At 68.0% G+C, this 23,196-nt stretch carries 22 protein-coding genes; 15 read left to right on the top strand and 7 right to left on the bottom strand.

All coding sequences use genetic code 11. The features are described 5' to 3' along the window. Positions 1-11: 11 nt before the first annotated feature. From AC1DBX_RS09590 to AC1DBX_RS09575, 4 genes are all read right to left on the bottom strand, one after another. On the bottom strand, positions 12-788 hold the full coding sequence (locus AC1DBX_RS09590) for an amino acid ABC transporter ATP-binding protein (RefSeq protein ID WP_028276658.1): 777 nt from the start codon (positions 786-788) through the stop codon (positions 12-14). Beyond that, entirely contained in the window at positions 785-1,756 is a 972-nt protein-coding gene (locus AC1DBX_RS09585; RefSeq protein ID WP_476851222.1) for an amino acid ABC transporter permease, read from the bottom strand. The genes AC1DBX_RS09590 and AC1DBX_RS09585 overlap by 4 nt, the downstream gene beginning before the upstream one ends. Before the next feature lie 35 nt (positions 1,757-1,791). After that, positions 1,792-2,745 carry an ABC transporter substrate-binding protein gene (locus tag AC1DBX_RS09580; protein ID WP_476870399.1) on the bottom strand — a complete coding sequence of 318 codons (954 nt, stop codon included), beginning with the start codon at positions 2,743-2,745 and terminating at the stop codon, positions 1,792-1,794. Between the two features lie 268 nt (positions 2,746-3,013). Further along, a complete protein-coding gene (locus tag AC1DBX_RS09575; RefSeq protein ID WP_476931629.1) occupies positions 3,014-4,390 on the bottom strand; it encodes an isochorismate synthase in 1,377 nt (458 codons plus the stop codon). A gap of 153 nt (positions 4,391-4,543) precedes the next feature. Here AC1DBX_RS09575 and AC1DBX_RS09570 point away from each other — a divergent pair, with 153 nt between their 5' ends. Genes AC1DBX_RS09570 through AC1DBX_RS09560 form a run of 3 tightly spaced genes read left to right on the top strand, consistent with a single transcriptional unit; the run spans position 4,544 to position 7,852 of the window. Continuing rightward, positions 4,544-5,335, top strand: a complete 792-nt coding sequence (locus tag AC1DBX_RS09570; protein ID WP_084476083.1) for a demethylmenaquinone methyltransferase — start codon at positions 4,544-4,546, stop codon at positions 5,333-5,335. A gap of 12 nt (positions 5,336-5,347) precedes the next feature. Then, entirely contained in the window at positions 5,348-6,742 is a 1,395-nt protein-coding gene (locus AC1DBX_RS09565; RefSeq protein WP_476931628.1) for a geranylgeranyl reductase family protein, read from the top strand. 9 nt (positions 6,743-6,751) lie between these two features. Beyond that, a complete protein-coding gene (locus AC1DBX_RS09560; protein WP_230007829.1) occupies positions 6,752-7,852 on the top strand; it encodes a polyprenyl synthetase family protein in 1,101 nt (366 codons plus the stop codon). 522 nt (positions 7,853-8,374) lie between these two features. On the opposite strand, the gene AC1DBX_RS09555 is transcribed toward AC1DBX_RS09560, so the two are convergent. Further along, positions 8,375-8,587 (bottom strand): hypothetical protein, encoded by a 213-nt coding sequence (locus AC1DBX_RS09555; RefSeq protein ID WP_476931627.1) that lies wholly within the window; start codon positions 8,585-8,587, stop codon positions 8,375-8,377. A 108-nt stretch (positions 8,588-8,695) separates the two neighbouring features. On the opposite strand from AC1DBX_RS09555, the gene AC1DBX_RS09550 reads away from it, so the two are divergent. Then, positions 8,696-9,181, top strand: a complete 486-nt coding sequence (locus tag AC1DBX_RS09550) for an endonuclease domain-containing protein (RefSeq protein ID WP_476931626.1) — start codon at positions 8,696-8,698, stop codon at positions 9,179-9,181. 172 nt (positions 9,182-9,353) lie between these two features. On the opposite strand, the gene AC1DBX_RS09545 is transcribed toward AC1DBX_RS09550, so the two are convergent. Both AC1DBX_RS09545 and AC1DBX_RS09540 read right to left on the bottom strand, forming a co-directional pair. Further along, complete coding sequence (locus AC1DBX_RS09545; RefSeq protein WP_243181967.1) at positions 9,354-9,782, bottom strand: hypothetical protein; 429 nt, start codon at positions 9,780-9,782, stop codon at positions 9,354-9,356. A 20-nt stretch (positions 9,783-9,802) separates the two neighbouring features. Further along, on the bottom strand, positions 9,803-10,468 hold the full coding sequence (locus AC1DBX_RS09540) for a trimeric intracellular cation channel family protein (RefSeq protein ID WP_476851228.1): 666 nt from the start codon (positions 10,466-10,468) through the stop codon (positions 9,803-9,805). Positions 10,469-10,528: 60 nt separating this feature from the next. Between AC1DBX_RS09540 and AC1DBX_RS09535 the strand changes: the two genes are divergently transcribed. The 11 genes from AC1DBX_RS09535 (at position 10,529) to AC1DBX_RS09485 (ending at position 22,989) form a co-directional block, all read left to right on the top strand. Then, on the top strand, positions 10,529-11,275 hold the full coding sequence (locus AC1DBX_RS09535) for a sirohydrochlorin chelatase (RefSeq protein WP_476931625.1): 747 nt from the start codon (positions 10,529-10,531) through the stop codon (positions 11,273-11,275). A gap of 131 nt (positions 11,276-11,406) precedes the next feature. Next, positions 11,407-13,152, top strand: coding sequence for a nitrite/sulfite reductase (locus AC1DBX_RS09530; RefSeq protein WP_476931624.1), 1,746 nt, complete (start codon positions 11,407-11,409; stop codon positions 13,150-13,152). Continuing rightward, positions 13,149-13,859: a phosphoadenylyl-sulfate reductase gene (locus AC1DBX_RS09525; protein WP_476931623.1), complete on the top strand. Its 711-nt coding sequence runs from the start codon at positions 13,149-13,151 to the stop codon at positions 13,857-13,859. Before AC1DBX_RS09530 ends, AC1DBX_RS09525 begins: the two co-directional genes overlap by 4 nt. Beyond that, a complete protein-coding gene (gene cysD, locus AC1DBX_RS09520; RefSeq protein ID WP_476931622.1) occupies positions 13,856-14,923 on the top strand; it encodes a sulfate adenylyltransferase subunit CysD in 1,068 nt (355 codons plus the stop codon). The genes AC1DBX_RS09525 and cysD overlap by 4 nt, the downstream gene beginning before the upstream one ends. Then, complete coding sequence (locus AC1DBX_RS09515; RefSeq protein ID WP_223913711.1) at positions 14,923-16,362, top strand: sulfate adenylyltransferase subunit 1; 1,440 nt, start codon at positions 14,923-14,925, stop codon at positions 16,360-16,362. Before cysD ends, AC1DBX_RS09515 begins: the two co-directional genes overlap by 1 nt. 283 nt (positions 16,363-16,645) lie before the next feature. Then, the gene (locus AC1DBX_RS09510) at positions 16,646-17,821 is read left to right on the top strand and encodes an ABC transporter substrate-binding protein (RefSeq protein WP_476931621.1); all 1,176 of its coding nucleotides are present in this window, start codon (positions 16,646-16,648) and stop codon (positions 17,819-17,821) included. A gap of 44 nt (positions 17,822-17,865) precedes the next feature. Beyond that, on the top strand, positions 17,866-18,591 hold the full coding sequence (locus AC1DBX_RS09505) for an ABC transporter ATP-binding protein (protein ID WP_018775157.1): 726 nt from the start codon (positions 17,866-17,868) through the stop codon (positions 18,589-18,591). Then, positions 18,581-19,519 (top strand): ABC transporter permease, encoded by a 939-nt coding sequence (locus AC1DBX_RS09500; protein ID WP_476870408.1) that lies wholly within the window; start codon positions 18,581-18,583, stop codon positions 19,517-19,519. Before AC1DBX_RS09505 ends, AC1DBX_RS09500 begins: the two co-directional genes overlap by 11 nt. Positions 19,520-19,718: 199 nt before the next feature. Then, positions 19,719-20,015, top strand: coding sequence for a putative quinol monooxygenase (locus AC1DBX_RS09495; RefSeq protein ID WP_223913715.1), 297 nt, complete (start codon positions 19,719-19,721; stop codon positions 20,013-20,015). 123 nt (positions 20,016-20,138) lie between these two features. Further along, positions 20,139-21,425, top strand: coding sequence for a uroporphyrinogen-III C-methyltransferase (gene cobA, locus AC1DBX_RS09490; RefSeq protein ID WP_476931620.1), 1,287 nt, complete (start codon positions 20,139-20,141; stop codon positions 21,423-21,425). 88 nt (positions 21,426-21,513) lie between these two features. Continuing rightward, positions 21,514-22,989, top strand: coding sequence for an FAD-dependent oxidoreductase (locus AC1DBX_RS09485; protein ID WP_223913717.1), 1,476 nt, complete (start codon positions 21,514-21,516; stop codon positions 22,987-22,989). The last annotated feature ends 207 nt before the right edge of the window (positions 22,990-23,196 follow it).

Below are 23,196 nucleotides of genomic sequence, written 5' to 3'. Positions count from 1 at the left end.
GAAATCCGGAACTACAGCACGCGGCTGAGGAACTCCTTGGTGCGGGGGTGCTGGGGATTGGCCAGGACCTCCCGCGGGTCGCCCGACTCCACGACGATGCCGCCGTCCATGAAGGTCAGGCGGTCGCCGACCTCCCGGGCAAAGCCGATCTCGTGGGTCACCACGATCATGGTCATGCCCGACTTGGCGAGGTCCTTCATCACGTTCAGGACATCGCCCACGAGCTCAGGGTCGAGCGCGGACGTGGGCTCATCGAACAGCATGAGCTCGGGGTCCATGGCCAGGGCCCGGGCAATCGCGACGCGCTGCTGCTGGCCGCCGGAGAGCTGGGACGGGTAGTGTCCGGCGCGGTCGCCGAGCCCCACCCGGTCCAGCAGCTCCAGGGCGCGTTTGCGGGCGACGGCCTTTGACTGCCCCTTGACCTGGACCGGGGCTTCCATGATGTTCTGCAGCGCCGTTTTGTGCGGGAACAGGTTGAAGCGCTGGAAGACCATGCCGATCTCGCGGCGCTGGGCGGCGATTTCCTTGGTCTTCAGGTCATGGAGCCTGCCTTTGACCTCGCGGTAGCCGATCAGGTCGCCGCCCACCGAAATGCGCCCGGCACTGATGGTCTCCAGCAGGTTCACGCAGCGCAGCATGGTGGACTTGCCCGAACCGGACGGGCCGATCACAACCGACACCTCGCCCTGGTTGACGGTCAGGTCGATGCCGCGCAGCACGTGGTGTGTGCCGTAGTACTTGTGAAGGCCCTCGATCTTGACCAGGGGCTGCTCTGTGGTGATCGTCATTTCGCCTCCTCCTCGGGGAAGTCCATCTTGAGGTCCGGCTCGGCCCCGGCGCTGGGGGCCACGGCTGCGGACGCCTTGGCGGCGGCGGGGTTGATCGCTGCCGGAACCCGGTTGTCCACGCCCTTGCCGTAGTGCGCCTCAATGAAGTGCTGGCCCACCATCAGGATGCTGGTGATGACGAGGTACCAGAATGCGGCGACAATCAGGAGCGGAATGGGAAGGTAAATCCGGTTGGCCAGGGCGTTCGTCGCGAAGGTCAGGTCCAGTGTGAACGGCACCGCCAGGACCAGCGACGTGGTCTTCAGCATGCCGATTGTCTCGTTGCCGGTGGGCGGCACGATGACGCGCATGGCCTGCGGCAGGATGATCCGCCGCATGATCTTGCCCTTCGTCATGCCCAGGGCCTCGGCAGCCTCACTTTGGCCCTGGTCCACGGACTTCAGGCCGGCCCGGAAAATCTCTGCGAGATACGCGGACTCATTCAGGCCCAGGCCCAGGATGGCCGGGATCAGGCCGTGGGTGGGGTCCGAGGTCACCCAGGTGAAGGTTGCAGGACCAAACGGGATTCCGAGGACGATCGTCGGATAGAGAACTGTGGCGAGCCCCCAGAACAGCAGCTGGGTGTAGATCGGGGTGCCGCGGAAGAACCAGACCCAGGTCCAGCTGGACCAGCGGAACACCGGGTTGTCGGACTGCCGCATGAACGCCAGGAGGATGGCCAGGACGATGGCCAGGACCATGGACGCAAATGTCAGGAACAGGGTCCAGACGACGCCCTGGACCACCTTGGTGTCCAGGATGTAGGTGCCGACGACGTCCCAGCGGAAGTTGGGGTTCGTGAACAGGCTCTGCAGGAAGGCAAGCAGGAAGCCGACGATGATGATGGCGCTGATCCAGCGGCCGGGGTGCCGTACCGGTACTGCATTGTTCAGTACCGGTGCGGCGTGAGGGTCCTGATGGCTGTCCATCTCTGCCCCTGCTGCGGATCCGGTTGTGGGGAGGCTCAAGACGCGACCGCCGGGTTGACCTCGGACTTGGTGATGGCACCGTCGGTGACGCCCCAGCCCTCAAGGATCTTCTTGTAGGAACCGTCTTCCATCAGTTTGGTCATGGTCTTCTGGACGACGTCCGCCAGGGCCGTGTCCGACTTGGCGACGGCGATGCCCTGGGGAGCAGAATCGTAGACTTCGCCGAGCTTCTCGAGCTGGCCGTTGGTCTGGGTCAGTGCGTAGCCGATGATGGGGGAGTCGGCGGCCATGGCATCGATGCTGCCGTTGACCAGTCGGGTGGTGATGTCCGTCTGGGTCTTGAGGGTCACGATGTTAATGGGCTGCTTGCCCTCGGCGGTGCACTTCTTGTTGCGGTCCGAGAGGTCCGGATCTTCCTGGATGGTGCCGGTCTGCACGCCGATGGACTTGCCGCAGAGGTCATCGAGGGAGATCTTCTTGGGGTTGCCCTTCTGAACGGCCCAGCCGGTACCTGCCTGGTAGTAGCTGACCATGTTCACCGCGGCAAGCCGCTCCGGGTTGATCGTGAAGGAAGAGACCCCGAGGTCGTACTTCGGGCCGAGAGCCGGAAGGATGCCGGTGAATTCGGCCGTCTGGACCTGGACCTTCAGGCCCAGCGCCGCGCCGATCGCCTTGGCGATGTCGACGTCGTAGCCCACGGGGGTCTGGCCGTCGGTGCCGAGGAATTCCGCGGGGGCGTAGGAGGTATCCGAGCCCACGGTCAGGGTGCCCTTTGACTTGATCGACTCGGGCAACATGGCCGCCAGGGTGTCGTCCTTCTGGACCGTGCTGGGGTCAAAGCTGGCCGCGGCGCTGCCCGAAGCGGAAGCCGCGCCGGAGGGGCCGGTCTCGGAGGCGTTCGTGCAGGCCGTCAAGGCCAATGCGCCGACGGCGAGCACCGTGGCGACCTTCATTGCGGGGTTGCTCAGGAGCGAAGGGGAGATCTGCATTTTCTTACCTTTTGTTGCCGGAGGGATGCGTAACGAGGCCGATTTATAGTGTATCGCCGAACAAGAGATGTACGTCACAGAAAACTAAGTTTCACTATTGGATAACTAAACCAGACCGGAATGCAATATCTTTAATGCCCGATCTGTCTGTGATCCCGGATTCCTGTCCGTTTCGCCAGTTCCTGCGGTGCAAGTCCGACGGCCGATTCGCCGGCCCGGCCGGCGTCACGGGCCCCACCCGCATCTTGGGCCTCGCGAGCCCCGCACACTAGCTGCTGATGCCGAGCGACTCCAGCATCGGCCGGAACTTCGCCCACGTCTCGGCGAGCTCAGTCTCGGGAACCGAGCCGTCCACCACGCCGCAGCCCGCATAGAGCCGGACCGTGTGCGGGGATTCGATGACGGCGCCACGCAGGGCGATGCCCCACTCGCCGTTGCCGGCCGCGTCGAGCCAGCCGACCGGCCCGGCGTACGGGCCGCGGTCCAGGTGCTCGAGCTTGCGGATGAGCGCCCCGGCCACGGTGGTGGGGGTACCGCAGACGGCGGCGGTCGGATGCAGCGCGTTGATCAAGGCCAGGCACGTGGGGACGTGGCCTTCCACCTCAGCCAGCTCAGCCTTGACGTCCGAGGCCAGATGCCACACATTGGGCAGTTCGAGGATGAAGGGCTCGCTGTGCGCGTTCATGGCCTCGGAAAACGGGGCCAGCTGCGTGGTCAGGGACTGGATTGCGATGTCGTGTTCGTGCCGCTGCTTCTCGGAGCCGGCCAGCACCCGTTCGGCGAATTCCAGCGGCGAGCCCGCCATGCCATCGGCGTCGCGGCGGTCCAGGGTGCCGGCCAGGACGCGCGCCTGCGCGGTGCGGCCCTCCACCTGGATCAGCATTTCCGGAGTGGCCCCCACCAGCCCGTCCACCCCGTACGTCCAGCATTCGCGGTACCGGGCCGACAGCTCGCGCAGCACCTCGGCGGCCTTGACGCCGGTGGGGACGGTGGCCACGACGTCCCGCGCCAGCACCAGCTTTTCCAGGGCGCCGGTCCGGATCTCCGCGACCCCGGCGGCAACGGCGGCCATCCAGTCTTCCTCGCTGAGCGAGCCGGTGTGCAACGTTGCCCCTGCGGCCAATGGCAAAGGACGTACGACGGCGCCACCGGCCTGCGCGGGTGCCGGCGCCGGGTCGTCCACCATGGTCACGCTGGTCCCGGGATTGGCGCTGGTGCTGTGAAGCCAGCGGTCCAGGGCGGCGCGGGCACCGGCTTCGGTGAGGTCGCCGTCGTCGAACGTGAGCTGGGTCAGCCAGGCCTGGCCGTCACGGAGCCCGACGACGATTTCCGGGACCAGCAGCCGGGACTCATGGGCGGAGGCCTTGGAGAAGGCGAAGGAGCCGAAGGCGACCGGGCCGGTGCCGGGGCAGCCCACACTGTCCTGGATGTCTGCCTCCAGGACCTGGTGGCGCCACCAGATGTCCGCTTCCAGGAACCGCTCGGGCCCGGTGGCGGTGAAACGGGCTATCTCGCCGAAGCCCACGAGACCGGCCTCGCGGCGGGTCCAGCAGAGGACATCGTCCCGGACCAGAAACGACGGCAGGCCCCCGGGGAAAGTTTCGGCATCGAGGGGGACTGTCAAGGTGCGGAACGTGCTCGTCATGATGGCATAACACTAGCCCGTGATCGGCCGTTGGGTGGATATACACGGGCCGGCCGGGCCTGTGCGGGGCCGCCGCGGCCGTTGCCGCAGGTGAAAGCCGCGTCAATTGGCGGCCCGTTCGTGGGAGCGCCGATCATTTGAGACAATGTCAGGGTGAACCGAGCATCCTTGGATAAGCGTCCGGACGAAGTAGCCACGATGTTTGACGACGTCGCCCCCAAATACGACGTCGTCAACGATGTCCTGTCCTTGGGGCAGACGCGGCGTTGGCGCAAGGTGGTGGTGGAGGCGATGGGCGTATCGGCCGGCCAGCACGTCCTGGACCTCGCCGCCGGCACCGGCACCTCCAGCGAGCCGTACGCCGACGCGGGCATCAACGTCATCGCCTGCGATTTCTCCCTCGGCATGCTCAAGGTCGGCAAGCGCCGCCGCCCTGACATCGACTTCATCGCCGGGGATGCCACCCGCCTGCCGTTCGCGGACAACACCTTCGACGCCAGCACGATCTCCTTTGGCCTGCGCAACGTCAACGAGCCGAAGAAGGCCCTGGCCGAGATGCTGCGGGTCACCAAGCCCGGCGGCCGGCTGGTCATCGCGGAGTTCTCCCAGCCAGTGGTGCCGCTGTGGCGCACCATGTACACCGAATACCTCATGCGGGCCCTGCCGGCCATCGCCGTCAAGGCCTCCTCCAACCCCGACGCCTACGTCTACCTCGCCGAGTCCATCCGCGCCTGGCCGGACCAGGACCACCTTGCGGCCTGGCTGCAGGAGGCCGGCTGGGAATCCGTCACCTACCGCAACCTCAGCGGCGGCATCGTCGCCGTGCACCGGGCCCAGAAGCCGGCAGACCCCTCAACCGGCCCTGCTGCAGGCGCTGCGGCGCTGGCCGCCCACACCGGACCCGTGGCCAAGCTGCGCCGCAACATCACCCGGCCCGGCCGGTAGCCGATCCCTGCTGTGAATGTACTGATCGTCGGGGCGGGCCCGGCCGGATCCACCGCCGCCTACTACCTTGCCAAAGCCGGCATTGACGTCACGGTGCTGGAGAAAACCAGCTTTCCCCGCGAGAAAGTCTGCGGCGACGGACTCACCCCGCGCGCGGTCCGCGAGATCCAGAAGCTGGGACTCGCCCACCCCGAAGCCGACGGCTGGCGGCGGAACAAGGGCCTGCGCCTGATCGCCGGCGGCCGCACGATCGAACTGCCCTGGCCGGAGGTTGCCGACTTCCCGCAGTACGGGCTGATCCGGACCCGGCTCGGCTTCGACGAACAGCTCGCCCGGCATGCCCAGTCCGCGGGCGCCGTCGTGCTGGAACGCCACAGCGTCACCGAGGCGCTGCGCTCCGAGGATGGCCGGGTCACCGGCGTGCGCGCAGCGCTGCTGGACAACTCCGGGCGCAAGACCGGCGAGACGCGCGACTTCAGCGCCGACGTCGTCCTCGCCGCCGACGGGAACTCGACGCGCACCGCCGTCTCACTGGGCATCGGCAAGCGCGACGACCGGCCGCTCGGCGTGGCCGTGCGGACCTACTTCACCTCGCCGCGGCACGACGACGACTGGATGGAAGGCTGGCTCGAGCTTCCCGGCCGCGACGGCAAGCTCCTGCCCGGCTACGGCTGGGTGTTCGGCGTCGGCGACGGCACCTCCAACGTGGGCCTGGGCATCCTGAACTCCTCGAAGGACTTCGGCAAGCTGGACTACAAACAGGTGCTGCGCGAATGGACCGCCGGCATGCCCGCCGACTGGGGCTTCACCCCGGACAACCAGGTGGGCGAAATCCGTGGTGCCGCGCTGCCCATGGGCTTCAACCGCACCCCGCACTATTCTCCGGGCCTGCTGCTCCTCGGCGATGCCGGCGGCATGGTCTCCCCGTTCAACGGCGAGGGCATCTCCTACGCCATGGAGTCCGCCCGCTTCGCGGCCGAATTCATCGCCGACGCGGCTGCCCGGTCGGCGTCCGCCGGCTGGGGGACCGGGGCGGAGGCTTCCAGGGCCGCCGACGCGCACCTTGCCCGGTACGCCGACTACGTGCGCCAGCAGTGGGGCTCGCACTTCACACTGGGACGGGCGTTCGCCGCCCTGATCGGCAAGCCGGCCGTCATGAAACTGGCCCTCCGGACCGGTATGCCTGTCCCCGTGCTCATGCGTTTCGTGGTGCGGATGCTGGCCAACCTTACCGATCCCGCCGCCAAGGGCTTCGAGGACCGGGTCATCCGGGTCCTGGAATCCCTGGTTCCCGCCACGTCCAATCAGGCCACGTCCAATCAGGCAACGTCCAACAAGGCCGCGTCCACCACGGACAGCGTTCCGCACTCCGGCGCCAACTCCGCGGTTTCCGCAACAAAAAGTTAGGGTTAACCCGTGACCAACTCTGCAGACCAAAGCTGGACGCACGCCGGACACGGCCTGCCGAGCGCTGAACCCAGCCTCAACACCACCGCGATCGCCACCGGCCTCCAACTGCCGGCAGGCTTCTCGGCCATCGCGGGCGACGCCGAGCTGGGCCCGGCGCTCACCACCAACCTGGCGCGCGTCGAGAAGAAGCTGCGCGAAGCCATTGCCAACTCCGATCCCCTGGCTGACGCAACGTCGCGCCACCTCGTGGAAGCCGGCGGCAAGCGGATCCGCCCGCTGCTGACCCTGCTGTGCGCCCACCTTGGCGACGCCTCCCTGCCCGCAGTGGTGCAGGCCGCCGTCGTCGTCGAGCTGACGCACCTCGCCACCCTCTACCACGACGACGTCATGGACTCCGCGCCGTTCCGCCGGGGGGCGCCGACGGCCCACGAGGTCTGGGGCAACTCCGTCGCGGTCCTGACCGGCGACCTGATCTTTGCGCGCGCCTCCATCCTGGTCTCGGAGCTCGGGTCCCGGGCGCTTGGCATCCAGGCCCGCACCTTTGAACGGCTCTGCCTGGGCCAGCTGCACGAGACCGTGGGACCGCGCCCGGACGAGGACCCCTTGGCGCACTACCTCTCCGTCATCGCGGACAAAACCGGCTCGCTCGTGGCCGCCTCCGGGCAGCTGGGTGCAATCTTCTCCGGCGCCGACGAAGCCTACGAGCCGATCCTGGTCGAGTACGGCGAGAAGGTGGGCGTTGCCTTCCAGCTCGCCGACGACGTCATCGACGTCACCGGGATCAAGGTCAAGTCCGGCAAGTCGCCGGGAACCGACCTGCGCGAAGGCGTGCCCACCCTGCCCGTGCTGCTGCTGCGCAACGCGGCCCGCGACGGCGACCAGGCCGCCGTCGAACTGCTGACGCTGATCGACGGAGACCTCAGCTCCGATGAGGCCCTGGCCGCCGCCGTGGCCGGACTCCGGGAGCACCCCGTCACTGCACAGTCCTGGGTGGTGGCACGCACCTGGGCCGATGAGGCCATTGCCGCCCTTGCCCCGCTGCCCGAAGGCGTCGTAAAGGCCTCGCTGACCAGCTTCGCCCACGCCGTAGTGGACCGCAGCAGCTAGGTCCCCGGCCTCCAGCCGCTGGGCCCGCCTCCGGCCACACCAGCTAGGCCGGGCCCGGCGGTACAGCCGGGCCGGAGTCACTCCCCGGCCGGTTCTTCCAGCTGGGTGCAGCCTGACGATTAACCTGGCTTCCGGCTTAAACGGAATGGCCCCGGTTCCTCACAACGTCCGAGTCTTCCGTTGCGCCGAACCGGGGCCATTTCTCCGTTCGCATCAGATCCACCGGAGGCATTTGGTGAACCCAGAAACAACTCTATGACAGTTATGTCATAGCGTCCAGACCTATCTGTAAATTTCTTGTCATAAGATTTCGATTCATTGCCGGACGTTGTCGCGCTGAGTTTCCCCACCTTTGGCCGGACAGCTTCGGGACACGCCCGCCGCTGGCGGGACACGCCGTCGGACATGGTCAAAAGCGGGGAATACCAGCGGCGCGGATGGTGCGGAGTTGTCCACATAACCGATGTTGTGGCCCCCGGGGCTGTCATGCCGCGTGTGTGCTTGCCCCATGGACGTTAAGGTTTATCTGGAATACGCCGGCTCGGTTGCCCGCACGGCCACGCTGCTCCAGGCAGGTTTTACGTCGAACAGGATCCGCGCTGCCGTGGCTGCCGGGGAAATTCGCCGCCTCCGCCATGGGGTGGTGGCGCTGCCCGGGGCGCGGGCGGACTTCGTGGCCGCCGTGCTCGTGAACGGCGTGCTCACCTGCGCCTCCGCCGCGCCGTTCCACGGCATATGGCGCCTCCACGAGCCCGCACGCCTGCACCTGCTGTGCGCGCACGGCGCAGCGCCCGGAATGGTCATCCACCGCGGCAGCCTGGTTCCACCGGAATACCCGCGCCCGTGGCCGGACTCACCGACGCTCTGCTCCACGCGCTGCGCTGCCTGCCCCCGGTGGATGCGGCGGTCATGGTGGAAAGTGCCCTGCTGCAGGGCCGCACCTCGCTGGACTATCTGCGCCAGCGGCTGCCGGAAAACCGGAACGGGGCCGCCCGTGCAGTCCTGGAGCTGGTTGACGGCACGGCGGATTCGGCGATCGAGGTCGTTGCCAGGCTGCTCTTCCGGAGCCAGGGAATCTACACCCAGACGCAGGTGCACCTGCCGGGGATCGGCGTCGTGGACTTCCTGCTTGAAGGATTCCTGATCGTGGAGATCGACGGGAGCACCCATCTTGAGCGCGCGCAGGTCAAGAAGGACCGGGGCCGGAACAACGCCAGCATCCTGACCGGCTACGCCGTCCTCCGGTACGGATATCACGACGTCGTTTACAACCCGCAGAAGGTGATCGACGAGGCGTGGCAGGTGCTGCGCGGCAGGGTCATCCACTGAATTTCCCCACGTATGGAATCCCAATGCCACAGAATGCCGGCGGTTCCTCCGGACACGCCGGTGGGGGACGCCAAACAAGGGGAGAGCCGGCGGCCGCAGGAGAGAGGGGAGAGGTCGGCCGGAGATGGGAGGGGAGTGGTCGGCCGGAGAGGGGAGGAGAGGGCCGGGGAGCCTAGTCTTCGTCCTCGTCGTTGAAGGCCCACTCGAACATGTCGAAGACGAATTCGGAGAAGGTCCCTTCCTCGCTCTTCCACTGGCCGCGGGCGTTGTTGCGGCGGTACACGATGGGATCCGGGATGCTGAGGTCCCCGACGCGGAAGCCCCAGGTGAACTGCTCTTCCTCGTCCTCGAGGAACATGAGGAAGCCCTCGTCATCGACTTCGAGCTCTTCGGGGTCCCAGAAGTAGTGGTAGGCCTCCATGATGTCCTCGCAGCCGCCGACTGCCAGGTAGAACTCGCGCAGGACCATCGGGACCTGGAACTGGTGCTCGGCGAGGGCGGCGTCGAGCTCCTCGGCCGGGAGGCCATCTTCTTCCTGCCATTCGTCTTCGAGATACTTCGGGACAAGCGCGCGGAATTTCTCGAGGAACATGTCAGTCATGGTCTTATCCTAGCTAATCCTCAGCGGTCGTTTTCCGCGGTGTCCAGGCCCAGCCGGTGCCAGCCGCGGACCGCCAGCGGAACGTACCAGTGGCGCCGCCAGGCCGTGACCCGGAAGGCGAAGACCACCCCGGCGACGGCGCAGGCGCTCACCGCGGTGAAGGTCCCCGTGAGGGACAGGATCACGGTCGACGCCGACCCGGCGAACGCCGGCAGCGCGTACAGATCCCTGGGGTCGAAGAGCTGCGGGACCTCGTTGGCGGTGATATCCCGCAGCAGGCCGCCACCCACCGCCGTCGTCACACCCAGCAGGACGGCGGCCACGGGATTCATCCCGGCGGCCAGGGCCTTCAGTGTGCCGGTGATGCAGAACAGGGCCAGCCCGCCGGCGTCGAACAGGATCAGCAGCGACGTGAAGCGCTGGACGCTGGAGAACAGGAAATACACCAGCACCGTGGCAAACAGGGGCGGTGCCAGGTACGCCGGGTTGGTGAACGCAGCGGGCGGGCCCGCGTTGATGATGATGTCGCGGATGACGCCGCCGCCCAGGCTCACCACCGAGGCCAGGAGCAGCGAGCCGATGATGTCGAACTGCTTCCGCGCCGCGAGCAATGAGCCGGAGACCGCAAAGAAGAACACGCCGGCGAGGTCAAGCCAGACCAGGACAAGGCTGAAGGAGAAGGTCATGAAGCGTCCCGGTCGATTGCAAGGGGCGGATAGGGCGGCTCCAAGGTTACGCTAACGGCTATGAATACCCCCATCCTGATCGCCTGCGCCCACGGCACGTCGAGCCCGCACGGGGCCTCGGAGGTCAACGCGCTCCGGGACGGCATCGCGGGGCTCCGTCCCGGGCTGGACGTCCGCGAGGCCTACGTCGACGTGCAGGACCCGGACCTGCCGGCCGTCGTGGCGGGGCTCCCGGCGGGGATAACCGCCGTCGTGGTTCCGCTGCTGCTCAGCGTCGGATACCACGTCAAGGTGGACATCGCCCGCGCCGTGAAGAGCCGGCCGGACACCCTGGCCGCGGCGCCTCTGGGGCCGGATCCGCGGCTCGCCGCGCTGCTCGATGCGCGGCTGCGCGAGGCCGGCGTAACGGACAACGACGCCGTGGTCCTCGCCGCCGCCGGGTCCTCCGATCCCAGCGCGGCACAGAATGTCGAGGAACTCACGGAGCAGCTCCGTGCCCTGCGTTCCAACCGGATCGTGGCCGCCTACGGCGCCTCCGCCAAACCCTCGGTTCCCGACGCCGTCGCCATGCTCCGCGAGGAGGCCGCCGGCGGTGCCGGCGCGGGGGAGTCGGCCGGAGCGTTGGACCTTGGCGGTCGCGTCGTCATCGCCTCGTATCTTCTGGCGCCCGGCTTCTTCCATGACCAGCTGGCCAAGGCCGGCGCGGACCTGGTGACGGCGCCGCTGCTGCCCTCCCCGGTCCTCGCCGAAATTGCCTTGGAACGCTTCGACGCGGCGCTGGCCGGGGCCCCGCAGCCCCGGCCCTGACGGTCCGCGCAGATGCACAGCCGCAGGGCGACTTCAAGGGTTTTCGGCGGTTCGTGACGAAATGTTGCCCTAGGTGACTCCCCGTTTCTGACCCTTTGTGACGGGATTACGGCCGCCCCTACAGTCGATGCATGACTGATACAGCTCTAGCCGGAGCGTCCACGGACGAGGCTGCCGCCGGCCGCACCAAGCGCCCTCCCCGCCCGGCCGCAAAGCCGCACGGCCAGTGGAAAGTGGACGGCACCACGCCGCTGAACGCCAACGAGACCTGGAAACAGGAAGACAACGGCCTCAACGTCCGCGAGCGTATTGAGTCCGTCTACTCCAAGCATGGCTTCGACTCGATCGACGGCACCGACCTGCACGGCCGCTTCCGCTGGTGGGGGCTTTACACCCAGCGCAAACCCGGGATCGACGGCGGCAAGACCGCCACGCTTGAGCCGCACGAGCTCGAAGACAAATACTTCATGCTCCGCGTCAGGATCGACGGCGGTGCGCTCACCACCGGGCAGCTGCGCGTCATCGGCCAGATCTCCGTGGACTTCGCCCGCGACTCGGCCGACCTCACGGACCGCCAGAACATCCAGCTGCACTGGATCCGGGTCGAAGACATGCCCGAAATCTGGCGCCGGCTCGAAGGCGTGGGGCTGTCCACCACGGAAGCCTGCGGCGACGTGCCCCGCGTCATCCTCGGCTCCCCGGTGGCGGGCATCGCCAAGGACGAGATCATCGATCCCACACCGCTGATCCAGGAACTCGCCGAGCGGTTCATCGGCGACCCGGAACTGGCCAACCTGCCGCGCAAATTCAAGACCGCCATCACCGGCCACCCCAGCCAGGACGTGGTGCACGAGATCAACGACGTCGCCCTGGTGGGTCTGGTCCACCCCGAACTCGGCATCGGCTACGACCTCTGGGTGGGCGGCGCGCTCTCCACCAACCCCATGCTGGGCAAGCGCCTCGGCGCCTTCGTCCGGCCGGACCAGGCCGCCGACGTGTGGCTCGGCGTCACCAGCATCTTCCGCGATTACGGTTACCGGCGCATGCGCACCAAGGCCCGGCTGAAGTTCCTGCTGGCCGACTGGGGGCCGGTGAAGTTCCGCCAGGTCCTCGAGGACGAATACCTCGGCTACAAGCTCGCCGACGGCCCGGCCGCCCCGAAGCCCTCCACGCCCGGCGACCACATTGGCGTGCACGAACAAAAGGACGGCAAGTTCTTTGTCGGCGCCACCCCGCTGGCCGGCCGTCTCTCCGGCAGCCAGCTGGTCAAGCTCGCGGACACCCTTGAGGCCCGCGGCTCGCAGCGCCTGCGCACCACCCCGCACCAGAAGCTGGTGGTCCTCGACGTGCCCAAGGATGAGGTGGACCCGCTCGTGGCCGAGCTCGACGCGCTGGGCCTGTCCGCCCGCCCGTCCGTGTTCCGGCGCGGCACCATCGCCTGCACCGGCATCGAGTTCTGCAAGCTCGCCATCGTGGAAACGAAGGTGACCGCGGCGACGGCGGTTGCCGAGCTGGAGCGACGGCTCGCCGACCTCGCCGAGAGCAAGCAGCTGCCCCAGGCGCTGTCCCTGCACATCAATGGCTGCCCCAACTCCTGCGCCCGGATCCAGACGGCGGACATCGGCCTCAAAGGCATGATGCTGCCAACGCCCGACGGCGATCCCACCCCGGGCTTCCAGGTCCACCTCGGCGGTGGGCTGGCGTCCGACAGCCGCGAGGAGGCAGGCCTGGGCCGCACCGTCCGCGGCCTCAAGGTCACTGCCGGGGAACTGCCCGACTACGTGGAACGCGTGGTCCGCAAGTTCGTCGCCGACCGCTCCGAGGGCCAGAGCTTCGCCGAGTGGGCCTTCGCCGCGGAGGAGGGTGATCTCCAGTGACCGCAGCACTCCGCACCCACGACGAGCTCAAGGCCCTCGCCGAGGCCGGCGCCGCCGAGCTCGGCTGGGACGCCCCGGCCCGCGACGTCATTGGCTGGGTGGCCCGCAATTTCGAGCTGCCGACTGTCGCCGTCGCCTGCTCCATGGCGGATGCGGTCCTCCCGGCGCTGGTCGCGGACCAGCTCCCCGGCGTCGACGTCCTGTTCCTGGAGACCGGCTACCACTTCCCGGAGACGCACGCGACGCGCGACGAGGTCGCGGCCAACCTGCGCGTCAACGTCGTGGACGTGCTGCCGGAGAACACCGTGGAGCAGCAGGACCGGCTCCTGGGCAAGGACCTCTTCGCCCGCGACCCCGCGCAGTGCTGCGCCCTGCGCAAAGTGGCGCCGCTGCGCCGCACCCTGGCCGGCTACGAGCTCTGGTTCACCGGGGTCCGCCGCGACGAGGCGCCCACCCGCACCAACACGCCGCTGGTCACCTGGGACGAGGCCAACGGCCTGGTCAAGGTCAACCCTGTGGCGGCCTGGACTTTCGACCAGCTGGTGCAGTACTCCGACGACAACCTTCTTCCCGTCAACCCGCTGCTTTCACAGGGCTACCCGTCCATTGGCTGCCAGCCCTGCACCCGCAAGGTGGCGCCCGGCGACGACCCCCGCGCCGGACGCTGGGCAGGAACCGACAAGACAGAATGCGGACTACACGTATGAGAACTCAAATCACCAACGAGGACCTGGAGCTGTCGGTGCTGGACAACGACGCAGCTGAGACGCCGATTGCCGCCCAGGGAGTGGCATCGGGCCTGTCGGAGCCGCGCGCTGGGCTGATCGAAGATCAGCCGCGCGGCGCAGGGGCGGGGGCGGCAATCGGCGTCGCAGGTTCACGCCTCTCGAGCCTCGACACCCTCGAGTCCGAGGCCATCCACATCATCCGCGAGGTCGTCGCCGAGTTCGAGAAGCCTGCGCTGCTGTTCTCCGGCGGCAAGGATTCCGTGGTGATGCTGCACCTGGCCACGAAGGCCTTCTGGCCCGGCAAGGTGTCCTTCCCGGTGCTGCACGTGGACACCGGGCACAACTTTCCCGAGGTCATCGACTTCCGCGACCGCACTGTGGAACGGCTGGGCCTGAAGCTCGTCGTTGGCTCCGTCCAGGAGTTCATCGACTCCGGTGAGCTGGCCGAGCGTGCGGACGGAACCCGGAACCCGCTGCAGACCGTACCGCTGCTGGATGCGATCCAGCGCAACAAGTTCGACGCCGTCTTCGGCGGTGGCCGCCGCGACGAGGACAAGGCCCGGGCCAAGGAACGGATCCTGAGCCTGCGCGACGAGTTCGGCCAGTGGGACCCCCGCAACCAGCGGCCCGAGCTGTGGAACCTCTACAACGGCCGGCACACGGTGGGCCAGCACGTCCGCGCATTCCCCATCAGCAACTGGACCGAACTGGACGTGTGGCGCTACATCGAGCGCGAGAACATCGAGCTGCCGGGCCTGTACTACGCCCACCGCCGCGAAGTCTTCGCCCGCGACGGCATGTGGCGCGCCGTCGGCGAGGTCTCCCAGCCGCGCGATCACGAGGAAGTCATCACCAAGACCGTCCGCTACCGGACCGTCGGCGACATGTCCTGCACCGGCGCCGTGGAATCGGCCGCCGCCACGGTGCGCGACGTCGTCATTGAGGTTGCCGCCTCGACCATCACCGAACGTGGCGCCACCCGGGCCGACGACCGCATCTCCGAGGCCGCCATGGAAGACCGCAAGAAGGACGGCTATTTCTAATGAGCACGGAAACGTTTCTCCCGGGCCCGGACCTCGTTGCCGCGGCGCTGCCCACCACGCTGTTCCGCTTCGCCACCGCAGGCTCCGTCGACGACGGCAAGTCCACACTGGTGGGCCGGCTCCTGCACGACTCGAAGGCGATCCTCGCCGACCAGCTCGACGCCGTCGCCCGCACCTCGGCGGACCGCGGGTTCGGCGGTGAAGGGGCCACCGGCACAAAAGCGATCGATCTCGCCCTGCTGACCGACGGCCTGCGCGCGGAGCGCGAGCAGGGCATCACGATCGATGTCGCCTACCGCTACTTCGCCACGGACCGGCGCAGCTTCATTCTCGCGGACTGCCCCGGGCATGTGCAGTACACCAAGAACACGGTGACCGGCGCGTCCACCGCGGACGCCGTCGTCGTGCTCATCGACGCCCGCAAGGGTGTCCTCGAGCAGACCCGCCGGCACCTGTCCGTGCTGCAGCTGCTGCGCGTGGCACACGTGATCGTCGCCGTGAACAAGATCGACCTCGTGGATTTCAGCGAGGACGTGTTCCGCGGGATCGAGGCGGACGTCCAACAGGTCGGGCGCGAACTCGGTCTCGGCCGTGACGATTCAAATGCAGGCGGTGTCTCCGATCTCTTCGTCGTCCCCGTCTCCGCCCTCGACGGCGACAACGTGGTGGACCGCTCGGAGCGGACACCGTGGTACGACGGCCCGGCGCTCCTGGAGGTCCTGGAGACGCTGCCGGCCGCCGACGAACTCGAAAGCCACCTCGAAAGCTTCCGTTTCCCGGTCCAGCTGGTGATACGGCCGCAGGGCGCGCTGGCTCCGGACGCCATCGCCGGCGGCCTCGATCCCGAGGCCTACCGCGACTACCGTGCCTACGCCGGCCAGATCACCGAAGGCTCCGTGAAACTGGGGGACCAGGTCAGCATCCTGACCCCGGGCCAGGCCCCGCGCACCACCACCATCACCGGGATCGACTTCGCGGGCCGCGAGCTCGCCGAGGCGGCCGCACCGCAGTCCGTGGCGCTGCGCCTGGCCGATGAGTTCGACGTCGCCCGCGGTGACACGATCGCGGCGGCCGGGACGGTGCGCGAGGCATCGGCAGACCTCTACGCCGCCCTGTGCTGGCTCTCGCCCAAGCCGCTCCGGGAGGGCTCCAAGGTCCTGGTCAAGCACGGCACCCGCACGGTCCAGGCCCTGGTGCGGAACGTGACAGGCAGGCTCGACCTCGCCAGCTTCGGCCTGGAGCCGACCACCACCCTGGAGCTCAACGACATCGGGCACGCGCAGCTCCGGCTCGCCGCGCCGCTGCCGCTGGAGAACTACCTGCACCACCGCCGCACCGGGGCGTTCCTCGTGATCGACCCGCTCGACGGCAACACCCTCGCCGCAGGCCTGGTCAACGACCACCCCGGCGACCACGAGGACGAGCGCTACTCGATCTAGGCCACGTGTCACATGGGCGCAGCTTGTTCCCCGGTCGGTCGCCATGGGCGGCTATCCGGGAAACAAGCTGCCGTCTTTTGGGGCCGAATGTGACGCTGCGTGAACCCGCGTGACCCCCGGTTTCCGGGCCGTTGAACCCCGAATATGACACTCCCTATGGTGAATGAATGAAGACACAGGAACGGTTCCCCGGCCTCCCCCGCAGGGACTTCCAGGGGCGATGTCGCCGGCGCTGACCATCCGCCCGGCCCTTCCGCACACACCCCAGAACAGGACTTCACCCATGTCACACACCCCCGAAAACCCCGGGCCCGGCACACAGCCCGGCACCACCCGGATCGTCGCCGGCGAGACCGGCAAACCCAAACGCAAGCGCACCCTGGAAATCGCCCTGGTCGCGGGCCTCGTGCTCCTGATCGGCGCCGGCGCAGCAGTTGCATCCTCGCTGTCCCGCAGCCCCGAAACCGCCCCCGTAGCGGCAACGGCGGACGCCGGCCCGGCCGCGGAGCTCAGGCTCGGCTACTTTGGCAACATCACCCACGCCCCGGCCCTGGTGGGTGTCAACAAGGGGTTCATCGCCAAGGACCTCGGGGCGACCAAGCTCAGCACGCAGGTGTTCAACGCCGGCCCGGCCGCGATCGAGGCCCTGAACGCCGGCGCCATCGACGCCACCTACATCGGCCCCAACCCGGCCATCAACTCCTACGTCAAGAGCAACGGCCAGTCCATCAGCATCATCGCCGGCGCCGCGGCCGGCGGAGCGCAGCTGGTGGTCAAGCCCGGCATCAACTCGGCGGCCGACCTCAAGGGCAAGACGCTCGCATCGCCGCAGCTCGGCGGCACCCAGGACGTGGCCCTCCGCGCCTGGCTCGGCAAGCAGGGGTTCAAGACCTCCACGGACGGCAGCGGCGACGTCTCGATCAACCCGACCGAGAACGCCCAGACCCTCAAGTTGTTCCAGGACGGCAAGCTCGACGGCGCGTGGCTGCCTGAGCCCTGGGCCTCCCGCCTGGTGCTCCAGGCCGGCGCGAAGGTCCTGGTCGACGAGAAGGACCTGTGGGAGAAGGGCGAGTTCGTCACCACCGTCCTGATCGTCAACAAGACGTTCGCGGCCGAGCACCCTGCCACGGTGCAGGCGTTGCTGAAGGGCCATGTCGAATCCGTGGACTGGCTCAACGCGGCGCCCGCCGCCGAGAAAGCCACCGTCCTCAACGACGGACTCAAGGCTGCCGCAGGCAAGGCGTTGTCGGCCGACGTCATCGACCGGTCCCTGAAGAACATTCTCTTCACCACCGACCCGCTCGCTGGGACGTACAAGAAGCTGCTCCAGGACGGCGTCGACGCCGGCACCACGAAGCAGGCCGACATCAACGGCATCTTCGACCTCACGGCGCTCAACAGCGTTCTGAGTGAGAGTGCCGGCAAGAAGATCTCCGCCGAGGGGCTCGGCAAGGACTAGCGCCCGGGCCCCCAGCCATCCGCCACAACAGTAAGGACCAGACCATGCCAGTCGTACTGGAACACCTGGGCAAGCGCTTCGGCGCCGGCGCCCCGGTGCTGGACGACGTCAACGCCACCATCGGGCAGGGCGAGTTCGTCGCCCTGCTCGGTGCCTCCGGCTGCGGCAAGTCCACCCTGCTCAACATCATGGCGGGACTGGAGGCCCCGACGTCGGGCGCCCTGGAAGTGCCCAGCGACGGCGCCGCCTTCATGTTCCAGGACGCGGCACTGTTTCCCTGGCTGACCGCGCGGGAGAACATCGAGCTGGCCCTGAAGCTGCGCGGCGTCGGGAAAGCCGACCGCCGGGTCCGGGCGGGGGAGCTGCTGGACCTGGTGCACCTGGGCGGTGCGGGGGACAAACGGCCCCACGAGCTCTCCGGCGGGATGCGCCAGCGCGTCTCCCTGGCCCGGTCGCTGGCCCAGGACCGCCAGCTGCTGCTCATGGACGAGCCGTTCGCGGCCCTGGACGCGATTACACGGGACCTGCTCCATGACGAGCTGGAACGGATCTGGAAGGAAACCGGCCGGACCATCGTCTTTGTCACCCACAACGTCCGCGAGGCCGTCCGGCTGGGCCAGCGCGTCCTGCTGCTCTCCTCCCGGCCCGGCCGCGTGGTGCGGGAATGGCACGTCAGCGAAGAGCACCGCACCGACGCCGGACTGGCCGGCCAGCTCACCGGCGAAATCACCGCCCGGCTACGCGAGGAGATCCGCCGCCATGCCAAGTAACCAGCTTCCCGTGGCGGAAGCGCCAGCCGAGACCCGCAAGGTCCACGCCGCCCTGACCCGTTCCTCCACCGGCAAGGAAGACCTCCGCGAGCTCGAAGCGGGCCTCGACTCCCTGCAGTCAGACTCCATCCGCAAGGTCCGCATCGACTGGAGCCGGATCCTGCTGCCGGTGGCCGCGCTCGCGGTGCTGATCATCCTCTGGCAGTTGTACGTCTCCGTCGGCTTCAAGCGGCGCGACGTCGTGCCCGGCCCCCTGGATGTCATCGGCCAGGTCGGAACCCTGTGGGGGGAGGGCAAGCTTCAAGAGGCCGTTTGGACCTCGCTGCAGCGCGGCGTCGTGGGCTTCCTGATCAGCGTGGTGATCGCGACGCCGGTGGGTCTCGTGCTGGCCCAGGTGGCACCGCTGCGGCGCGCTTTCGGGCCGCTGATCTCCGGGCTGCAGGTCCTGCCGTCGGTGGCCTGGGTGCCGGCCGCTATTCTCTGGTTTGGGATCACGGATGCCACCGTGTATTTCGTGGTGTTCATGGGTGCGATTCCCTCGATCATCAACGGCCTGATCTCCGGTGTGGACCAGATTCCGCCGCAGTACCGCAGCGTCGGAAAGGTCCTGGGTGCGTCCCGGCTCCAGCTGGCCCTGCAGATCATCCTGCCGGCAGCCCTGCCCGGGTACCTCGGCGGCCTCAAACAGGGCTGGGCGTTCTCCTGGCGCTCGCTCATGGCGGCGGAAATCATCGCCGTCGGCGGCACCATCGGCTTCGGTCTGGGCTCCATGCTGGACCAGGGCCGCGTCCTGTCCGACATGACCATCGTCATGTCCGCCATCCTGCTGATCCTCGCCGTCGGAATCCTGATCGAGCTGCTCGTGTTCGCACCGATTGAAAAGCGGCTGCTCCGCCGCCGCGGCCTCCTGGCCGGCAGCACCCGCTAGGCAAGCCCCCCAGCTCCTCCAAAGCAACGCGGGGTCACCTACGGCCCATAATCCATTGGTTTATGGGCTGTAAGTGACTCCGCGTTGCTTTTTCGATGGCTCCTTGCCCGGGTACAGGCACGGGCCTACACTCACGCCTAGAGGCCGTGTTGCGGCCCCTTCCACGGCTGATGCAAAGCCCGATTCCTAGGAGGTCGCTGTGGCGGCAAAATTTGGCGTGCTGGCCCTGGTCGAAGCCAAAGCGGGGAAGGAACAGGACGTCTGGGACTTCCTGAACGGAGGGCGCGAAATAGTGCTCAACGAGCCCGGAACGCGCACCTGGTATGCCTTCCGGGTCAACGAGAACACCTTCGGCATCTTCGACACCTTCGATACCGAGGAGGACCGGCAGGCCCACCTCAGCGGCGCCATCCCCGCCGCCCTCGGCGAACACGGTCCCGCCCTGCTCGCCAAGGATCCCGACATCAAGCTGATCGAACTCATCGCCGTGAAATAGCGGTGCCCCCGGCCGCCGCAGATCAGGAGCGGCGATTGCCATTATGTGACGCGGCGTTACCTTGCGTGAACTGGTGTTGCCGCACCGTTGTTCCGCTATGTGACGCCGCCCTATCGTCGATGCATGGCAATTCAGGACATTTACCCCACGGCCCTGCGCCTCCTCGGCCGTCCCGTGCTGGTGGTCGGCGCCGGCCCGGTGGCCGCCCGGCGCACCAAGGGGCTGCTCGACGCCGGAGCCCGCGTCACCGTCGTGGCACCGGCCGCCTGCCCGGCGCTCGCTGAACTTGCCGACGCCGGCCTCCTGAACTGGGAGCCCCGCCCGTACCGGCGGTCCGACGTCGACGGCGTCTGGTTCGTCCAGACCGCCACCGGCGACGCCGCCGTGGACGCGCAGGTCTCCGCCGACGCCGAGGCGCAGCGCATCTGGTGCGTCAACGCCTCCGACCACGAAGCCTCGGCCGCCTGGACGCCCGCCGTCGCCGTGGTGGACGACGTCAAGATCGCCGTCAACGCCGGCGGAGACCCGCGCCGCGCCATGGCCCTGCGCGACGCCGTCGCCACCGCCCTGGCCACCGGAGACCTGCCGCTGCGCCGGCACCGAGTTTCCGGCACGGGGGCAACTCCCGGATCCGTGGCCCTCGTCGGCGGCGGTCCCGGCGACACCGGACTCATCACCGTCCGCGGCCGCCGGCTCCTTGGCCAGGCCGACGTCGTGGTGGCGGACCGGCTCGGCCCGCGTGAACTCCTGGCCGAACTGGCCCCCGACGTCCGCGTTGTGGAGGTCGGCAAGACCCCCGGCCACCATCCGGTGCCGCAGTCCGAAATCAACCGGATCCTGGTCGAGGAAGCCCTGCAGGGCCACCGCGTGGTCCGGCTCAAGGGCGGCGACCCCTACGTCCTGGGCCGCGGCGGCGAGGAAGCCGAATTTTGCCGGCAGCACGGCGTCGAGGTCGAAGTGGTTTCCGGCGTCACGTCGGCCATTTCCGTCCCCGCCGCCGCCGGCATCCCGGTCACGCACCGCGGGCTGGCCAAAGGCTTCAGTGTGGTCACCGGCCATGAGGAACTCTCGGAAGTCCCGGCCCGTGCCGACCACACTGTGATCCTGCTCATGGGTGTGGGCCAGCTGCGCGATTCCGCAGCCTCCCTGGCCCGTGCCGGTTTGCCTCTTCAGACGCCTGTTGGCATCGTAGAGAATGGATACCTGCCAAACCAGCGGGTGACCATCGGAACCCTCGGGACCATCGCGGACCAGGCGGAGGCCGCAGGCGTAGCGAATCCCGCCGTGATCGTGATCGGCGACGTGGTCCGCGTCAGCCCGTTCGCGCCGTCGCACTTCAAGACCGCGGACTACAGCACCACCTCCCCGAACGCTCCCCGCACCACCAAGACCCGCGTACTGACCCCCTAACACCCGTCGATTGCTCCACAACTGCCGTTATCAAGCCCCAAAGGGCGTTTGTGGAGCAACGGATGCAGAACAAAAAAGGAACACAGCCGTGTCAACTAGCACCCCCGTAGGAACCGCCGCCCGCCCGCTGCGCGTCGCCGTCGTCGGCTCCGGTCCCGCCGGCGTCTACGCCGCGGACATCCTGACCAAGAGCGAGGCCGTCAAGAGCGGCGAGCTCACCGTCAGCATCGACCTCTTCGACCGCTACCCGGCACCCTACGGTCTGATCCGCTACGGCGTGGCCCCCGACCACCCCCGCATCAAGGGCATCGTCAACGCCCTGCACAAGGTCCTGGACCGCGGCGACATCCGGTTCTTCGGCAACGTGGACTACGGCACGGACTTGTCCATCGATGACCTCCGCACCCACTACGACGCCGTCATCTTCGCCACCGGCGCCATCAAGGATGCGGACCTGAACATCCCCGGCATCGAGCTCGAGGGCTCCTACGGCGGCGCCGACTTCGTGTCCTGGTACGACGGGCACCCCGACGTGTCCCGCGAATGGCCGCTGGAGGCCAAGGAAATCGCCGTGATCGGCAACGGCAACGTGGCCCTCGACGTGGCCCGCATGCTCTCCAAGCACGCCGACGACCTCCTGGTCTCCGAAATCCCGGACAACGTCTACACCGGGCTGAAGTCCTCGCCGGTCACGGACGTGCACGTGTTCGGCCGGCGCGGGCCCGCCCAGGTCAAGTTCACGCCCCTGGAACTGCGCGAACTTTCCCACTCCAAGGACGTGGACATCATCCTCTACGCCGAGGACTTCGAGTTCGACGCCGAATCGGACCGGCAGATCCAGAGCAACAACCAGACCAAGACCATGGTGGGCACGCTCACCAACTGGATCGCCGAGCAGCCCGAGGACCTCTCCGAGCTCACCGCGTCCCGCCGGCTGCACCTGCACTTCCTGCACAGCCCCGTCGAGATCTACGCAGAAACAACAGACGGCGCCGACGCGCCCGGCCGCGTCGCCGGGATCAAGTTCGAGCGCACCGAACTGGACGGCACCGGCAACGCCCGCGGCACGGGCGAGTTTGTCGAGTACCCGGTCCAGGCCGTGTACCGCGCCATCGGCTACTTCGGTTCCGCCCTCCCCGAGGTCGAGTTCGACCACAGCAAGGGAGTCGTCCCGAACGACGGCGGCCGGGTCCTGGACGCCGCCGGCACCCACGTGCCGGGGATCTACGCGACCGGCTGGATCAAGCGCGGCCCGGTGGGACTGATCGGCCACACCAAGGGTGACGCCCTCGAAACCGTGACCTACCTGCTTGAGGACCGCGAAAACCTGCCGCTGGCCGCGGCGCCCGCCCCCGAGGCGATCGTCGAGCTCCTGGCGGGCCGCGGCGTCGAGTACACCAGCTGGGAAGGCTGGCTGGCCCTGGACGAGCACGAGCGCGCCCTCGGTGAAAAGGCCACCGCTGCCGGCGGGTCGCACGGCGTCGCCGTCCAGCGCGAGCGCATCAAGGTGGTGCCCCGCGAGGACATGGTGGAGATCTCCCGCGGCGCCGCCGTCGAGGTCTAGCCTCAACACAGGCAACGACGCAGACCAGCGCGGGGTCACTTCGCGCCCATCCCGGAAGCTCAAAGTCAATTGGTCGTTGCAACAACGGGGTTTAGGCCGCGGCGGCGATGAGGTGGCGCATGCGTTGTTTGGGGGTTTCGAGGTTCAGCGTGGGGCGGGGCCGGTTGTTGAGCTTGTCGGCGATTGCCTCGAGGTCCTCGGCGGTGA

This window comes from Arthrobacter sp. 10N44_2 (genome assembly GCF_056394385.1).
The sequence above is the reverse complement of the archived record's forward strand: the minus strand, read 5'-3'. Positions and strand labels throughout refer to the sequence as shown.

What these genes read in the sequence shown, in the direction of transcription:
- AC1DBX_RS09590 (WP_028276658.1), bottom strand. Translation starts at nt 788, where the DNA reads ATGACGATCACCACAGAGCAGCCCCTGGTCAAGATCGAGGGCCTTCAC.
- AC1DBX_RS09585 (WP_476851222.1), bottom strand. Translation starts at nt 1,756, where the DNA reads ATGGACAGCCATCAGGACCCTCACGCCGCACCGGTACTGAACAATGCA.
- AC1DBX_RS09580 (WP_476870399.1), bottom strand. Translation starts at nt 2,745, where the DNA reads ATGCAGATCTCCCCTTCGCTCCTGAGCAACCCCGCAATGAAGGTCGCC.
- AC1DBX_RS09575 (WP_476931629.1), bottom strand. Translation starts at nt 4,390, where the DNA reads ATGACGAGCACGTTCCGCACCTTGACAGTCCCCCTCGATGCCGAAACT.
- AC1DBX_RS09555 (WP_476931627.1), bottom strand. Translation starts at nt 8,587, where the DNA reads ATGCCGTGGAACGGCGCGGCGGAGGCGCAGGTGAGCACGCCGTTCACG.
- AC1DBX_RS09545 (WP_243181967.1), bottom strand. Translation starts at nt 9,782, where the DNA reads ATGACTGACATGTTCCTCGAGAAATTCCGCGCGCTTGTCCCGAAGTAT.
- AC1DBX_RS09540 (WP_476851228.1), bottom strand. Translation starts at nt 10,468, where the DNA reads ATGACCTTCTCCTTCAGCCTTGTCCTGGTCTGGCTTGACCTCGCCGGC.
- AC1DBX_RS09535 (WP_476931625.1), top strand. Translation starts at nt 10,529, where the DNA reads ATGAATACCCCCATCCTGATCGCCTGCGCCCACGGCACGTCGAGCCCG.
- AC1DBX_RS09530 (WP_476931624.1), top strand. Translation starts at nt 11,407, where the DNA reads ATGACTGATACAGCTCTAGCCGGAGCGTCCACGGACGAGGCTGCCGCC.
- cysD (WP_476931622.1), top strand. Translation starts at nt 13,856, where the DNA reads ATGAGAACTCAAATCACCAACGAGGACCTGGAGCTGTCGGTGCTGGAC.
- AC1DBX_RS09515 (WP_223913711.1), top strand. Translation starts at nt 14,923, where the DNA reads ATGAGCACGGAAACGTTTCTCCCGGGCCCGGACCTCGTTGCCGCGGCG.
- AC1DBX_RS09510 (WP_476931621.1), top strand. Translation starts at nt 16,646, where the DNA reads ATGTCACACACCCCCGAAAACCCCGGGCCCGGCACACAGCCCGGCACC.
- AC1DBX_RS09505 (WP_018775157.1), top strand. Translation starts at nt 17,866, where the DNA reads ATGCCAGTCGTACTGGAACACCTGGGCAAGCGCTTCGGCGCCGGCGCC.
- AC1DBX_RS09500 (WP_476870408.1), top strand. Translation starts at nt 18,581, where the DNA reads ATGCCAAGTAACCAGCTTCCCGTGGCGGAAGCGCCAGCCGAGACCCGC.
- cobA (WP_476931620.1), top strand. Translation starts at nt 20,139, where the DNA reads ATGGCAATTCAGGACATTTACCCCACGGCCCTGCGCCTCCTCGGCCGT.